Annotated in this window: 13 protein-coding genes; 6 read left to right on the forward strand and 7 right to left on the reverse strand. The window is 36.7% G+C overall.

Annotated features, from left to right (window positions below; all coding sequences use genetic code 11):
• Nucleotides 1-96: 96 nt before the first annotated feature.
• Nucleotides 97-1242, reverse strand: coding sequence for an iron-containing alcohol dehydrogenase (locus AA0X71_RS12415; protein WP_413355626.1), 1146 nt, complete (start codon nt 1240-1242; stop codon nt 97-99).
• Between the two features lie 361 nt (nt 1243-1603).
• On the opposite strand from AA0X71_RS12415, the gene AA0X71_RS12420 reads away from it, so the two are divergent.
• Both AA0X71_RS12420 and AA0X71_RS12425 read left to right on the forward strand, forming a co-directional pair.
• Complete coding sequence (locus AA0X71_RS12420; protein WP_413355627.1) at nt 1604-2488, forward strand: helix-turn-helix domain-containing protein; 885 nt, start codon at nt 1604-1606, stop codon at nt 2486-2488.
• A gap of 31 nt (nt 2489-2519) precedes the next feature.
• Entirely contained in the window at nt 2520-3398 is an 879-nt protein-coding gene (locus AA0X71_RS12425) for a tetratricopeptide repeat protein (protein ID WP_413362587.1), read from the forward strand.
• Between the two features lie 54 nt (nt 3399-3452).
• Here AA0X71_RS12425 and AA0X71_RS12430 read toward each other — a convergent pair whose 3' ends face one another.
• Nucleotides 3453-5597, reverse strand: coding sequence for a tetratricopeptide repeat protein (locus AA0X71_RS12430; protein ID WP_413355628.1), 2145 nt, complete (start codon nt 5595-5597; stop codon nt 3453-3455).
• A 380-nt stretch (nt 5598-5977) separates the two neighbouring features.
• Between AA0X71_RS12430 and AA0X71_RS12435 the strand changes: the two genes are divergently transcribed.
• From AA0X71_RS12435 to AA0X71_RS12450, 4 genes are all read left to right on the forward strand, one after another.
• On the forward strand, nt 5978-6511 hold the full coding sequence (locus tag AA0X71_RS12435; protein ID WP_413355629.1) for a cell wall hydrolase: 534 nt from the start codon (nt 5978-5980) through the stop codon (nt 6509-6511).
• Between the two features lie 166 nt (nt 6512-6677).
• A complete protein-coding gene (locus AA0X71_RS12440; RefSeq protein ID WP_413355630.1) occupies nt 6678-7466 on the forward strand; it encodes a hypothetical protein in 789 nt (262 codons plus the stop codon).
• Nucleotides 7463-8695, forward strand: a complete 1233-nt coding sequence (locus AA0X71_RS12445; protein WP_413355631.1) for a glycosyltransferase family 2 protein — start codon at nt 7463-7465, stop codon at nt 8693-8695. The genes AA0X71_RS12440 and AA0X71_RS12445 overlap by 4 nt, the downstream gene beginning before the upstream one ends.
• 55 nt (nt 8696-8750) lie before the next feature.
• A complete protein-coding gene (locus tag AA0X71_RS12450) occupies nt 8751-9647 on the forward strand; it encodes a PucR family transcriptional regulator (protein ID WP_413355632.1) in 897 nt (298 codons plus the stop codon).
• A 36-nt stretch (nt 9648-9683) separates the two neighbouring features.
• Here the strand turns inward: AA0X71_RS12450 and AA0X71_RS12455 are convergent, their stop codons facing one another.
• Genes AA0X71_RS12455 through AA0X71_RS12475 form a run of 5 tightly spaced genes read right to left on the reverse strand, consistent with a single transcriptional unit; the run spans nt 9684 to nt 15566 of the window.
• The gene (locus AA0X71_RS12455; RefSeq protein WP_413355633.1) at nt 9684-10688 is read right to left on the reverse strand and encodes a LacI family DNA-binding transcriptional regulator; all 1005 of its coding nucleotides are present in this window, start codon (nt 10686-10688) and stop codon (nt 9684-9686) included.
• Complete coding sequence (locus AA0X71_RS12460; protein WP_413355634.1) at nt 10685-10816, reverse strand: hypothetical protein; 132 nt, start codon at nt 10814-10816, stop codon at nt 10685-10687. Before AA0X71_RS12460 ends, AA0X71_RS12455 begins: the two co-directional genes overlap by 4 nt.
• Before the next feature lie 10 nt (nt 10817-10826).
• Complete coding sequence (locus AA0X71_RS12465; protein WP_413355635.1) at nt 10827-12929, reverse strand: ADP-ribosylglycohydrolase family protein; 2103 nt, start codon at nt 12927-12929, stop codon at nt 10827-10829.
• A 15-nt stretch (nt 12930-12944) separates the two neighbouring features.
• Nucleotides 12945-14093 (reverse strand): ADP-ribosylglycohydrolase family protein, encoded by a 1149-nt coding sequence (locus AA0X71_RS12470; RefSeq protein WP_413355636.1) that lies wholly within the window; start codon nt 14091-14093, stop codon nt 12945-12947.
• Nucleotides 14094-14105: 12 nt separating this feature from the next.
• Nucleotides 14106-15566 (reverse strand): extracellular solute-binding protein, encoded by a 1461-nt coding sequence (locus tag AA0X71_RS12475; RefSeq protein ID WP_413355637.1) that lies wholly within the window; start codon nt 15564-15566, stop codon nt 14106-14108.
• Nucleotides 15567-15581: the final 15 nt, after the last annotated feature.

Consider the following 15581-nt stretch of genomic DNA (forward strand, 5'->3'; position numbering starts at 1 on the left):
CATTCTTTTATCTTTTCTATAATGATAACCAATAGTACGTTAGTACAAAAAAACGAGCCGAAGCCCGTTCTTTTCAAATAAGTATTGATAGAAGGATTATAATATTTCCTTAAACATAGAGATGACTTCTTCTTTCGTTGGCTGGAATGGATTCCCTGGCGCACAAGCATCATTTAAAGAATTATCAGCGAGCTTGTCTAAGTCTACTTCTGTAACACCTAGTTCAAATAGTTTACTTGGAATCCCCACTTCGATTGATAATTGTTTAATTGCTTCGATAACTTCAGTCGCACATTGTTCATCTGTTTTTTCATTTATATCAATACCAATTGCTTTTGCTATGGCTCTGAATTTTCTTGGGTCACGCTTTGCATTTTCCCTTTCTACAATTGGTAAGAGCATGGCATTACATACACCATGTGGTAAGTCATAGACTCCACCGAGCTGGTGAGCCATTGCATGAACAAAACCAAGTCCTGCATTATTAAAGGCGATTCCACCAAGGAACATGACGTATGCCATTTGTTCTCTAGCTTCAATATCATGTCCATTCTTTACTGCTCTTGGGAGATAGTTAAAGACCATTTCTACTGCTGCCAATGCCGTAGCATCGGTTACCGCATATGCACCTGGCGTTACAATTGCCTCAATGGCATGAGTTAAAGCATCCATCCCTGTAGCTGCGGTTAATTCCGCTGGTTTATCAACCATTAACTCTGGGTCATTTACCGAAATTGTAACTAGGCTATTTTTATCGACCATGACCATTTTAATTTCTCTTTCTTTATCAGTAATAACATAGTTTATTGTAAATTCACTTGAAGTTCCTGCTGTCGTATTAACTGCCACGATTGGCAATGATTTGAATTTTGTTTTCCCTACTCCTTCGTATTCTCGTAAATCTCCCCCATTGGTTGCATATAAGCCAATCGCTTTTGCTGCATCCTGTGGAGAGCCACCACCAATTGATATGATAAAATCACATTCTTGGGTTCTTAACACATCATGGCCAGCATACACATTTTCAATTGTCGGATTTGGTTTAACATCGTCAAAAATGAAATATTCAAGCTTAATAGCATCCAATTCTGCTAACACTTTTCCCGCGATTCCTGATTGGTTCAGATACTTATCCGTAACAACCAGGGCTTTTTTGTACCCCAAATCTTTAACAAGTGGCGCAAGCTCTTTAAGGCAACCTCTTCCCATTAAATTGGTGCTTGGTACATAATAAATACTCATTTTTTCTTCCTCCTCTAATAGTTTGCTCAATATTTCACAATATAATTGATAAAAATAAGGAGAAATATACTCCCTAATTTATAGCTATTAATTGATATCATCATAGCACACGTATAGTTTCAAAAAAGGAAATTAAGACAAATGTCATTATTTTGTAAATTTTTCCTTAATACAATTTATTGATTTCATTACTTTAGTTAGTTCAAAGAAACTACGAAATCTCTTATTCTTATGATAGAATAGGCTCAAAAAGAGAAATATTCTTTGTATGTTCAATTATTAATTTTTGGCCAAAACAACTTTTTTAATATAATATTTTAGGTAGAACATTTATTCGTTCGAAATGATAGGGGGCTCTATAATGGAGTTTATGCCTTTTGGAGAATCTCTGAAGAATATACGAAAAAGAGCTGGTTTAAGTCAAAAAGAACTAGCCTCAGGCATATGTTCTCAGGCACAAATTAGCAAAATAGAAAAAAATGATGAAATTCCTTCTGCACTCATTCTCAATGAAATTTCGAAAAAGCTCGGTGTGGACATGAATTATTTTTTCGAAATACAGCAATCACATACATTAGAATTTATTAATCAAATTAAGGATCAAGTTTGGAATTTAAAGAAACAAAAAAAATATAGTGAACTTCAAAAGCTAATAATAAAAACAAAAAGAAATCCTCTCTTTCAAGATGGAGAAAATTTAAAATTCCTTATCTGGCATGAAGCGATTTGTCTTCATTACGTGCAAAATGAATCCAGAGAAGCAGTTAAACTATTAAAAAAGGGACTTCAGATTAATCCATATCAAAAAGATGAATTTTATAAAGAAATTGATATTCAACTCATAAACAGTCTCGCAGTATTACAAAAGGAATTAAAGATGTATGACGAATCTGAAGCGAATTTCAAGAAAGTGTACAAACTTTTGAAGCATATCCCTAAATTAACAGATAACACAATCGAGCTTAGAAGATTATTTGGATTAGCTCAATTATATACGGAAACGGAAAGATTTGAGGAATCGATTAAACTATGCCAAAAAGGCATTAACCTTTGTGATGAAATGGAAACTTTGTATCTCTTAGGAAATTTTCAATATCAATCCGGTGAAAACCATGCTAAATTGGGTAAAATAAGCAAAGCAAAGCAAGCATTTAATAAAGCGTGTCTCATCTATCAACTCCAAGACAATGTATTATATGTTAAGCTAGTGAAAGAAAATGAAATTGAATTATTAGGAGACAATTAGTAGATTATTTTAAGAGGTGTAAGATTTGAAAGTGTTTAGCCTTGGTCAAGCGATTAAAGAACTTAGACAAGCAGTTGGGTTAAGTCAGAAGGAACTAGCTTCCGGCATATGTAATCAAGCGCAAATCTCTAATATTGAGAAAAATAATTATAACCCCTCTGCAATGCTTCTAAATCAGATTGCGACAAAATTAGGCGTAGACATGAATTATTTTTTCGAAATCCAAGAATCGCATAAAGTAGACTATATCGCTGATAGTAAAAAATATATACGTCAATTAATACGAAAGCGAGACTATGTCAATTTATACCCTACTGTGATTTCTGAGAAAAAACACCCCTATTATCAAGATAAGGAAAACTTACAATTCATTCTGTGGCATGAGGCCATCTGCGTACATTACATAGCAAAAGATTCAAATACGGCTCTTGATATCTTAAATGAGGCACTACGAATAACCCATGATAAATTCTATTTTACTGAACAGGAAATTGAAATATTAAATAGTATTGCGGCAATTAAAAGAGAAACTGGTTTGTATGAAGAAGCTGAGCAAATGTTCAGAGAGGCTTTAGATAAAATAAAAGAGGTACCAAAATTAAGCAGTGCTGCCATTGAAATCAGACTTTTATTCGGATTGTCTCAATTACTAACAGATATTGAAAAGTTCGAAGAGTCGCTAACCTATTGTGAAAAAGGGATAAAACTCTGTAATAAATCAGAAACTCTCTATATATTTGGTGAATTCCTCTATCAGCGTGGGGAGAATCTTGCAAGACTAGGAAAATATAATGAAGCAAGGCAATCATTGGAACAGTCTATAAAAGTATTTGAGATGCAAAATAATACTGTATTAATACAAAGTGTAAAGGAAAACCAAGACCGCTTGCTTGCTGATGAACCAAAATAATTCACAACAAAGAGGATAGGCCGGATTCAAGTATCCAGTCTATCCTTTTTCTTTTCAACTTTCGGTTTGTACAAAGCTTCCCATATTTAGCCATTCAAATTGACGATGTCGAATTTGGAACAAAATCATTGGATCATAGAATTTTTCCGGATTGGATTTAAGGGACTGCAGCTCTTGTTCGTATTGTTCCTTGCCATTTTCCATTTGCTCAACAGTCGTCTGCAACACATGAATTGGATTTTGAAAGAACATGGCAATATCCCGATCCAACGAACGTTCAAATATTTCTAGCTGTTGTAAAAATCGGTTTACAATAATTTTTGGTACTTCTTGAAAATCTTCATTTTCAATATGCTTTTTATATTGGTTTGCTAAAAACCCTTTGTTTTGAGAAAGTCCACCTAATAGCTTACCAGCACTTTTTAGTAAAAATTGCGATGGAGTGAATCGCAAAAAGAAATTTTCTCTCTCATATGCGACAAAATTTGTCATCCGCTCCATGTCACGCTTCCAATCATTAAGGACTTGAAAATCACATTCCATTTTCAGTAATTCTTCCCCTACTAATTGGTTCAATCCATCTGTCATCTCTTCCAAAAATTTCTTGCTCTCAATAAATTCAAGTTCTGATTTCTTCACCCAGCTCTGAAACTTCTTTTTGAATAAAGGCTGAACTGTCTCATACAAATATTGCTGCACTCTTTCGTTCATTGCATCATTGATATCGATATGGAGCTTCTTAAAGTCGCTTTCTTCCGTCACCAAGTCTGAGCAACTCTTTAAAATTTCCGGTATCTTAGACTGAAGTGTTTCTTTTATGTCCTCTTTATTCATCGCAAATGACTTCTTAATCACTTTATTTTTACCAAATTTCAGGTCATCCAGTTGATGAACAGCTCCATTTAACTTTGAAAGGATTTCTTTATGCCAATTAATATTGTTTTGTAGCTGTTGTTTTTGCTCTTCCTTCTTTTCTAATAACTTATCCAACAATTTACGAATGAATTGTAATAAGATTTCATAACGTTCTACTTCATCAAAGTCCTGTAAAAACTTCTTAACATCGTCTTCCTTTTCGAATTGTAACGTTCTTCCATTCCACTGGAGTAGTTCGGACATGGTGATGGATTCTTCTTCACCCCAATAGATAATATCAAATAGAAGCTTTACGCTCTCTTCCATCGAACTAGTAGAAACTGGTTCACGACTAATATAGGATTCCGCTGTCTCAACCATTTCCCTATCTAAAGATGAAGGGAAATAATCATTCCATGCTAATATTCCCCCATATACAAGTGGAATATCTCCAGAATCTGCGACTCTTAGCCAATTTTCGAAAAAATTCGGAATAAGGTTTTCGATGTCTTTAATTAAGTATTTACCATTAATCAAGGAAAAGAAAACTTCTCGGAATAGCTGCTTCGTTTCATGCCACTCTTCCTGTTCTCCCACTTCCATTTGATTAAATAGGTGATTTACACTGCTTACCCAGACTAAAAATTCACCATTGATCTCATACCTTTTCCATAAAGAAGAAAGTAATTGTTCGAAATGAATTTGATTAAATCCTTTTAAAACGAGTAAGCTATCCTCAAAATATTCTGGTTGTAAATCTTTCGTATGACCCTCAACGACATACGAATTTAACATTGAAAACCATTGAACTGACTTTTGCCTCTTCCCCTCTTGAACGGCTAGTTCAACAGCACTCTTCCAATCCTGATTCTCTTCATAAAATCCTCTGGCAATTTCCGTCACTTCAGGATAATCTGGATTGATTGAAACAACCCATTTTATAATATGATCTGCCTTTTCCAGATTACCAAGCTTTGTATATAGAGAAAATAGCTGTAAGCCGATTTCTGAATTGAGAACGAGAGAATCTGTCACGATCGACGTATAGAGCTTTTCTCCCTCTGAATATAAGCCTAGCTCAACATAGGCATCCGCCATATTTTTTTTTGCCCAAGAGGTTAACTCATGATTAACATTTTCCCATTTATAAATGGCCGCTTCAAAATCTTTATAATGATAATAAAGTTCCCCTTGTGCATAGCGAATATCCGATAATTCAGGTGTCTCCTTCTGTTGTTCTTCCATCAAAAGCTCGCCTAGAACTTCCATGGGGTTTTCATATTTATATTCACTTAGAAATTGTTCAAAGTATTGCTTGCTCTTTAACATATCTTCTAAACTCATAGCATCCTCCGAAGAATGTATTTTTTTATAACAAAGTCAATTGACTCGAATGTTTAAGACTATTCCTTACTCTACCATGATATTTTGGCAAAGGACTATATGAGAAAAGTAGCGTTCTCGCTTTCGACTTTGTGAGTATTTCTAGGTCTATTTGCTTGTTTTAAATGTACAAACCAGGCAAAAAGAACATTTTTGGAACTTTCTACCTCCTTTCTATAAAAATTGTCTCCATTATGACTATATGTCGGGTCATTTGTCATATTTCTATTGAAAGTGAAATCTTTTTTATCAAAATAAGAAGAAATGTCATCCTCCTGTTCTTAAAAATGAAGGACTGGCTATGTTAAAGTTAGTAGGTCGTGAAAAAAGGAGGTAGCAGCATGAATAACATCTATAAGAAGCTTGTAGCAGCAACTGTTGCTACTCTTGTATTTATTGGAACTCAAAGTGGCGTTACATTTGCGAAGGAACCGGATGCTCCAGCATTCGAAAATCCTGATAAACCAGTTAATGAAGAGATTTTAAAAGAAACATTCGGAAAACAAATTTCTCCTGAAGATAAGGACTTGCTTGCTCGCTTAGTCGAAGCTGAAGCAAAAGGCGAATCGTATGAAGGCAAGGTTGCTGTCGCTACAGTCGTATTAAATCGAGTCGATTCAAGTGAATTCCCAGACAGTATTTCGGATGTCATTTATGAAAAGGTTGGCAATGCTTACGCTTTTTCTCCTGTTCAAAATAGTGAGATTGACAAGCCAGCATCAGAAGAAGCGATAAAATCAGTTGAAGAAGCTACAACAAGCTCAGACCGTTTAAACAATGCAATTTATTTTTATAATCCAGATATTGCTACGGATGACTGGATTCGTTCCCGTCAAATTGTCAAAACGATTGATAATCATGTTTTCGCATTATAAATATTTTCTAAAAGGACGATTCATTGCTTTCTTAATCTTAGAAAGTGATGAGTCGTCTTTTTTGTTGAAAACTACCAACATCAACGTTCGAAGCGATGACCATACTAATGATTAATTAAATTGTACCATTTGAAAGCTTATAAATCGAATAAAATGAGGGTTACCAATGCATAAACTAACCAATCAAATTTTTGTTTATATAGGGCTCTTTGCCGCCATTATCATGGGTGCTCTTTTTTTAGAAACAATGCCCTATTATATCGCGATGCTCATCATCATGGTGATTATCGGGCTTATTTCAATGAGCGTTCGAAACATGTACTCCTTTGCCCTACTGATAACTTTTATATTAATCATTGCTTTTTACAATGTGGGAATCTCATGGTTTATGCAATGGGATATGAAGCAACAAGGCATGAATATTGGCGTTCAAGCTTTATTCTCTTTCGGAAGCTTAATGGCGTGGATGAGTGGCTATGCGATCCAACGGAATCAAGAGGTCCTTCATTCATTAAATACAGAATTAGCACTATTAAGGAAATATGAAGAACATGCAGGAGTCCTTACGTTTAATGAATTTATCGAGCAAGCGCAAATACTTTACACTGGGATGAAACGTAGAAAGGAAAATGGCTTTCTCGTTTATATGACCATTCGTGAAAAGGTCGCTTTTAAGCAAAGAATATTGAGAGAAAAGTTAACGAAAGCACTATTAGCTTCCATTCGCATTAAATTTGATTTAGTCGGACAAATCCATCCTAAAAAAATGATTATCTTTTTAAACAACACCAATGAACAAGGACTACAAATCGTTATCAATCGAATCAAAGAAAAGCTGCAAAAAGAGGAACTCTCAGAGAACATGTTTGAATTCAAGATAGAATCCCTTCCTGCAACATGGGATGATGCCGTAGGGCAAATACGGTCTCAGCAAAAAGAGGGGGAGACTCCATGACCATAACATTAACGATTATTTCGATTTGCTTTTGGTTCCTCCTCTTGTATTACTCCATTTTAACGATTGCAGGGGTTATTTTTCGCGGACAAAAAGTAACCCATCCCGCTCTGGAAAAGTATCCGAGCGTGGCCATTCTGATCCCTGCCCATAACGAAGGAGTGGTCATTGCCGACACCTTATTTGCGATGACCAAAATACGATATCCTGGAGAGTTAAAAATATATCTTCTTAATGATAATTCAAAGGATGAAACTGGAGAAGTTGCTGATTACTATGCATCCATGTATGAACATATTTATCACATTCATGTGCCACCCTATAAGCCAAGTGGGAAATCTCGTGTCCTAAATTACGGGTTGAAAATCACACAGTCCGAATATATTTGTGTATATGATGCAGATAATCAGCCAGATCCTGAAGCACTTCGAATACTTGTTGAAGCCGCTGAAGGAACGCCAAAGGCCGTGGGAGCTGTCGGTTACGTTAAAAACATCAACGAAAGTACCAATATGCTGACAAGAATGATTTCATTGGAGTTTTCCGTTTTCCAGCTGACGATGCAAGCTGGTCGTTGGAAACTTTTTCAACTCGGTTCTCTTACAGGAACAAACATGCTTGTTAGGCGTTCTTCCCTTCTTGAAGCAGGTGGTTATGATCCAAAGGCACTAGCAGAAGACGCCGACCTAACTCTTTCTCTTACAGAAAGAGGTGGATTGCTGCCAATTGTACCTGAATCGCGAACTTGGGAGCAGGAGCCGGAGACGATTCGTGTGTGGATCAAGCAACGGACAAGGTGGATGCAAGGAAATCTGTATTTAATTGAAAAGACATTGAAGAATCCAGTATATTTTAAAGGAAAAAACTTTATTCATTCGGTCCAATTACTTGCCGTCTATGTTGGCTTTGTCTTCTTTCTGCTCGTTTCAGATGTTTGGTTTGTGCTCGGACTCATTGGGGTGGTTAAGACTTCAGCAACGGTTCCATTACTCGTTCTCTGGTTTGAATCATGGCTTATCTATTTCATCCAGCTTATTTCATCACAAATGATGGACAAAAAAATCAGGTTTATCGATTTATTAACATCCTTTTTCATGTACTTCACCTACGCTCAACTTTGGCTCGTGCTTCTTATTCGAGGAATCTATTATCAGATCAAATTAAAACGTTCTGACGAAGATCCGATTTGGGACAAAACAGAACGATTTCGAAATGCAACAGAACCATAAACATCTCTCCTTCCCTATGTTATGATGAGTATAGATGGGAAAGGAGAGAGTTTTCATGTTTAAAAAACTACATACACTATTTGATCAGTCCATTTTATTCTCATCTACTCCTGATTTTCATACATATGAGGACTACTTTTGGCTCCATACTGATGATCGTAACGATTGGCTTGGCATACCGAAGAATGAGATTTCAAGCAAGGAATTGTCGATCTTAAAAACGATGTATCATTTATATGACCCTGCTTCTCGTCCAACCCATAATCAAAGTTGGCATGATTTCTTACTTTCAAATGGGGAAATCCCTTTTCAGGCAAAAAATAGCGCTATACGTATGCTCCATTTTAAAATAAAGAAATTGGAATGGGACAAGCTAGAAGTGGAATCTGCACTGCGAAACTTTTTTATTTCAAATGTTTCGATTGTTTGGATCGAAGAATTAGGTGGAGTTATTTTAGAAGAAATGAGTCCTGATTCCCCTGCAGAAGTTGATATTGACTCGATTATTTCAAATTTAGAGTCCGATTTGTTTATCCAAATGTCCATGTACGTCGGGAAGACTTATGAAGTCGATGAAGCTTTTCCAAAGCACTTTACATTGGAGAGAAACTGGTTTGAAGAAGGAATTGCAACCCTACCTTCAGAACGAATTTACCGTTTTGAAAAGGTATTTCCTGTCATGCTAGTAGAGCAAATGTCAAATCAGCTCAAACATAACTTGATTGAAAATTTTTCCCTTTTTATGGAAGAACCAGATCTCCTTAAAACCATTAAAATATTTATCGAAAATAGCCTTAACGTCTCACTCACAGCAAAAAAGATGTATATCCATCGCAACACCCTCCAATATCGCATAGACCGATTTACAGAGAAAACAGGTATTAACCTTAAAGACTACCATCAAGTCTCAACCGTTTATTTTGCTTGCTTGCTTTTGGGACAGGATGAATAGGCAATCGAAAAAAAACTTGGCAACAAGCCAAGTTTTTTAATGTTTTTTTGTCGATTTTCTTTTTACTAATTCTACATCTAGTAGAACCGTTTCCTTTATCGGTTGATCATGATTTTCAATTAAAGCGATTAAATGATTGGTGGCAATCTCCCCTATTTTATCTACAGGCTGTTTAATTGTACTAATTTCTGGATAGACAATCTCTGTAAGTTGAATCCCATCAAATCCAAGAATCGCTACTTCTTCAGGAATCTCAATATGATGTTTCTTAAATGCTTTTAGGGACCCAATTGCCATTAAATCATTCGCATAGAAAACCCCATCGATATCTGGATGATCTTGGAGAAGCTTTTCTGTCTGTTCTTCCCCACTTTCTAATGTAAACTTTCCCTCATATATAATGGGAGCGTAGTTCATCTGTTCCATCACTTTTTTATACCCATCCATCCTTTCAATGGCAGGATAAAGAGTCTGCGGACCACTTATATGGGCAATCTTTTTACAGCCGATTTCGACTAAATGAGAAACAGCCATAAGGGCACCTTTAAGGTTATTTACTGTTACAGAGTGATATTTTTCAGAAAATACGGCCCGGTCGATTCCGACAAAAGGAATATTGATTTCGTTCAAATACCCACGTATATCATGATTCAATTCTGATTCTGCCAAAATAAAGCCATCAATATATCTACTTTTGAAATTATTCCAAAAGTCTATCGTGTGTAAATCTTGCTCATTTGTATTGATAAGTAATAGACTGTAGTTCATTTTTCTTGCTTCATTTTCAATCGATTTAACGAGTTCTGGAAAAAAGGGATTTGTAATATCTGGGGTAATAAATGCTATCGTATGAGATTTCTGTTTTGCTAATCCTCTAGCTATCGCATTTGGAGTGTAATCGAACCTATCTAGTACCTTCTGAATTTTCTTTTCTGTTTCAGGACTTGTATAACTGACCTTGTTTATATATCGAGATACCGTTGCGATAGAAACGCCAGATTCTCTTGCAATATCTCTTATTGTTACTTTTTTTCTACTCACGATTGGTCTCCTAACCCATTTAATACTTGTATGTTAACACAGATTAATGTAGGTGAAAAATAATTTTCAGGCGCCTTTTCTTTGTTAAATAGAAGAGCAATGGGTGATTCGTATACGATATCACCCATTAACTGACTCTTACGCTCTCACTTCCACTTTTTTAATGATGCAGCTACCCGGTTGGGAAAGAGCGATTCCAAGCATACCATGTGACCACGTTGAATCAGTGTGGGCCAGTATTTTTTCTCCATCGATAGAGAATACAATCTCATCGCCACGAACATCCACTTCAAATAGATACTGTTTACCTAGCTTCCAATCATAATCCACCGTTTTTAAACAGTGCAAACCAAAGTTTTGACTGTGAAGGGATACTTTCCCTTCACCATCGAACCCAACTTGATAATACCTTTGAGTACCTTGTGCACGAAAGACGAGCGCATGATGTTGCCCTTTTGTTGGGATCAGCGTGCCACGAATCTCAGTATCCCTTGAATAATAATGACCTGTGAAGGAAGCACAATCCGTATCACTTTCTACGATCATACTCCCGTCATTCAAGCTCCAATTTCCACGATGATGAGCAAAAGGAGTCACGCTTTTGAACTCGATCGCTTGTTTCGAGAAATTGATATCATAGCTCGGTGAACCGAAAATATGAAATTCATCTAAGAAAAGCTTTCCGAAGCAACGATTAGTTAAAGTTGAAGGACTTTCGAGAATAAACCCTACCTCATCTGCAAACGAACCTTCCGTATCTGGAATGATGAATTCAATCTTTTGCCAATCTTTCTCCTTAAGTCGAATTTTTTCCAGCTCTACAATTTCTTTACTAAAGGTGTTTCGAATATAAGGAGTGATAAATACTTCACTCCCTTGATACTTTTCTAAATATAATTTCATTGAAACTGTTTGACCGCTATACGCCTTTGGCGCAAACGTCGGTTTATATTTCTCATCATTAAACTCTTCCCGACGGTAAAAGGTTTGATAGAATACTCTACTTTTATCACCTTCATACATCCGATCAATGAAAATTTCAAGCTTTCCAGGGGACTTAAAACCCATATCATCATTTGCTTTTAAAATGGTTTTAAAAGGCAGGTTTGTTTGAATCCCATGGGTCGTTCCAGGAAGAACAAAATCAAAGAATACTTCCTCTTCTTTATAGCCTTTAATTAGCCATTGTGGAGGTACTTCTTCTCGTACTCGATAACTTAACAATGCCAATGATTTAACAAAGGTAGGAATATCCAAAATATTCAAATATCCTGAAACACTTGATGTCACAATCGTATCGTTAATAGGTACTCGATAATTAGCTGCTACCCCTTCAAGACCGACCATCGTTCCTACAATGGAACCGACATTACCTGCATTGCAATCTGTATCCCATCCGCAAGCAGTAGCAATTTCAATGGTTCGTGATAGATCCCCTTCACCATACAAAAGAGCTAAAACACAAACTCCTGCATTGGGAATGATATGGCAAACACCCGTGTATTTATCATAGCCCCATTCTTTCTCCAAATAGGCTCGACATTTCCAGAAATCATCTGGATAACTTTTGTGAAATTCCTGTACGGCCCTAACCACTTTTGCATAGGTTGAGTCAGGAGGAATTTCAGCTAAGCCGCTTTCGATGATGTTAGCGATATTTTTATTGCTGAAAGCGCTAGCAATACAGGCAGCGATAAATCGGGCTCCATAAAGACCGTTTTTATCATGAGAGACACTTGCGGCAATTTCCGCATAATCTGCAGCTTTAGTTGGATTATTCGGCCACAACCAGCCCCAAGTATCAATAAAGATTTGCCCACCAATTTGCTCTGCCATAATTAAGCCATTCGTTTCTGCCGCCCCAGACTTCGGGGAGGGAATCCCTCTTAGCAAGTTTAAATAGGCTGTATGCTCGGTACTGATTCCATCACCGCCCCACCAAAACATGCCGATGCCTTCCCTTGAATAATTGAGCCAAGCATTGGCCACATCCTGTGGTGTAAGTTCCCGATCGATCGCATCATCTAGTAACGCTCTGATAAAAAAGACTGGACCGTTGGCATCATCATCCGCTGAAAATATTTTATAATCCTTCAAGTATCCATTCACTTCTCCGTATACATCACGTATCATCTCAGGTGTCCATTCAGTTGGTTCGACGGGAGCACCTAATCGGATACCAGCGTTCATCCCTAAAAATCCTGCATATACCTTTTGTAAGTAAACGTTTGGTATCTCCATGAAATACCTCCCAAGTTATAAAAGAATTTGTTGTACTTTTTTCATCGTCTCTAAATCATTTTCAATTATCATTTTTGCCGTTTCAGAAAACTTTTCAGTAAGTTCATTGAAGTTTAAATGATTAGCAGATTGTAATAACTCGATATCCTCATTCGCAATGACAGAAGTTCCATACATCGCTCCTAAAATAACCCCAATCATGACACCAATTGAATCAGTATCTCTTCCAGAATTGATGCCATCATAGATCGATTTGTAGTAGGCTCCGTCATTGTAAAGAATGAACCCTAATGCAAGGGGAAGTTCCTCAATCGAACCAAGTCTACTTGGAGCATAGTGGTTAGACGAAATCCCAACTTTCTCGATTTTTCTTGATACATCATCCCCCATTGGAGAAAAAGGCTTGAGCGCTTCATGAAAGGCTGATACCGCATCATCTATTGAAGCGTTTTCATTTTTAGCTCTTTTGGCAATTTCTATAACTGCTCTAATGGCCTCTTTCGTGCCATCCTTCGCAAGCTCGATCGCTGTTTCAATAATCGCTTCAACTGTAACATCTTCTTCAAACGCTTTGGCAACACAGGCCGCAAGTACTCCTGCAGCTTCTAATCCATAGCTTGTTTGATGACCCATCGCAAATAGAATCGCTTCATCATAAGCAGCCTTTGGATTGCCCGCATTAACCATTCCAACAGGAGCAATATACATCGCCGCTCCACAATTGATCATATTGCCATATCCACCTTCACGTGGTTCACAATTAGCGAGAGTATGGCGAAGAAAGATATGCTTTTCAGGATAAAATAAGCGTTCAATGATCATGTCTTCTCGGTCGAATTCAGGAATATATCGCTTTCGAAAAGCAATTTCTTTGACGAATTCATTGGCCATATCATAGGCATCTATATGTCTTTTCTCAATGTTATACACATTGCAAAGGGCAATCGTCATTAATGTATCATCGGTGACAATCCCATTGCCTCGCTTTTTGCCCTTATTCACATCATAGCCTAAGTCTTCCTTATACCATTTCGTTCTTAATGACTCTACTCGACCGTAGTGTTCTTTGATTTCCTGATAGGTTAATTTTTCAACGGGGGCACCAAGTGCATCACCTAGTGCCGTAGAAATGATTACCCCTTTCACTCTCTCTTTAAAATTCATATCACCGACTCCTTACTTAATTGTTTCATTTGCAAGCTCTGTTAAAGCCTCCCCACCAGCATCGTTCCATTTTTGAACAAATTCATCAAATGCATCAATTGATAATTTCCCTGTAATGATATCAGCAGAGTATTCTCTATAAAGGTTTTCCATCGCATCCCATTGAGCAATATATTCTTCTGGAATGATAAAGGCATTATCCTCTGCAAAGTAGCTGCTTGCTAATTCTTGAGATTCAATGGCTGGTGCACTTAACATTGGTGTCTTCTCGCTTAAAGGTGTATCAAAATTCATTTCCACTGGCTCCCAATAACGTGCATACCACTCTGCATAATATTTATCTGTTAGCTCAATTTGACCATCGACAATATTGTAATGATCTCCTTCGAAACCAAGGCGGTCAAATTGTTGTCCAGCAGGACTTGCTAAATAGTCTAATATCTCAAATACAAGCTCCTTATTCGGTGATAAAGCAGAGATGGCAAGACCTCTAGACTCTTTTGTAATATCTGATGCCCCAAAACCTTGGTATTCCCCTTTTGCTGGAGGTAGAATTGCTAATTCAGCTCCATCGCCATTTACTTCTTTTGCTCTACTATTATAGAAATCAATAACTTTTCCATTTGTTCCTACAATGACACCTGTTTCTCCATTATAAAAAGCATCTTCCTTCGTATCCCATTGCTTTGTTAAATATTGTGAATCGAGAAGTCCTTCTTCATATAACTCACGATAGTATGCAAGCTTTTCTTTTTCCTGCTCAGATACCTTTTTAAAGACGTAACCATCGTCAGTCTTTAACCATGTTTGATTAATTCCGAAAGCCATATCAAAAATAAAGTTTAATTCGCTAATGTCACCAGCTACTGTCGTTGCATAATCAACCTTTCCACTTTCAACCAACTCTTTAAAGAAAGCTTTGTAGTTTTCAGCGGTTGGATCTGCTAGTAATGCATCTGATGTAGTTAAGTCACTTAAGAAGTCTTTTCTCACAACTGGAACTTTATAATCAATCGATTTCACCCATAGTAAATATGGATAGTTTTCTAGCCTTGAAACATTATGAGGTTGCATAATCTCTTTTATATACTCTGATTTTTCCACATATGGTCGTAAATCCTCTAATAAATCTTGGTTTGCAATTTGTTGATCTCCACCTTGGAAGTAAATCAAATCAGGAATTTCTCCACTATTTAATAAAAGGCTTAACTTTTCTGCATAATCACCTTGTGCAACTTCAACTAATTCAAATTGAACATCCAAGTCCTTATCCTTTTTCAAGTTTTCTGCTAATTTTTCATAATATTGAACTGCTACTGGATTCGATGGTCCTTCATCCTTAAACGCTACTTTAATAATCGTTTTACCATCTTCAGTCGTTTGCTTTTCTGCTACTTCATCTGTGTCTCCGCTACACGCAGCTAACACTCCCATTACAAGTAGAGCGATCAACCAAAAGCTAAACTTTTTCATCTCTTAAAACCCCCT

Origin of the sequence: Robertmurraya phoenicis (assembly GCF_047302285.1) — a bacterium.
Taxonomy (GTDB): Bacteria; Bacillota; Bacilli; order Bacillales; family Cytobacillaceae; genus Robertmurraya.

Excerpts from the sequence above, each read along its gene's own strand:
- AA0X71_RS12415 (WP_413355626.1), bottom strand. The coding sequence starts at position 1,242 with ATGAGTATTTATTATGTACCAAGCACCAATTTAATGGGAAGAGGTTGC.
- AA0X71_RS12420 (WP_413355627.1), top strand. The coding sequence starts at position 1,604 with ATGGAGTTTATGCCTTTTGGAGAATCTCTGAAGAATATACGAAAAAGA.
- AA0X71_RS12430 (WP_413355628.1), bottom strand. The coding sequence starts at position 5,597 with ATGAGTTTAGAAGATATGTTAAAGAGCAAGCAATACTTTGAACAATTT.
- AA0X71_RS12435 (WP_413355629.1), top strand. The coding sequence starts at position 5,978 with ATGAATAACATCTATAAGAAGCTTGTAGCAGCAACTGTTGCTACTCTT.
- AA0X71_RS12440 (WP_413355630.1), top strand. The coding sequence starts at position 6,678 with ATGCATAAACTAACCAATCAAATTTTTGTTTATATAGGGCTCTTTGCC.
- AA0X71_RS12445 (WP_413355631.1), top strand. The coding sequence starts at position 7,463 with ATGACCATAACATTAACGATTATTTCGATTTGCTTTTGGTTCCTCCTC.
- AA0X71_RS12450 (WP_413355632.1), top strand. The coding sequence starts at position 8,751 with ATGTTTAAAAAACTACATACACTATTTGATCAGTCCATTTTATTCTCA.
- AA0X71_RS12460 (WP_413355634.1), bottom strand. The coding sequence starts at position 10,816 with ATGGGTGATATCGTATACGAATCACCCATTGCTCTTCTATTTAACAAA.
- AA0X71_RS12465 (WP_413355635.1), bottom strand. The coding sequence starts at position 12,929 with ATGGAGATACCAAACGTTTACTTACAAAAGGTATATGCAGGATTTTTA.
- AA0X71_RS12470 (WP_413355636.1), bottom strand. The coding sequence starts at position 14,093 with ATGAATTTTAAAGAGAGAGTGAAAGGGGTAATCATTTCTACGGCACTA.
- AA0X71_RS12475 (WP_413355637.1), bottom strand. The coding sequence starts at position 15,566 with ATGAAAAAGTTTAGCTTTTGGTTGATCGCTCTACTTGTAATGGGAGTG.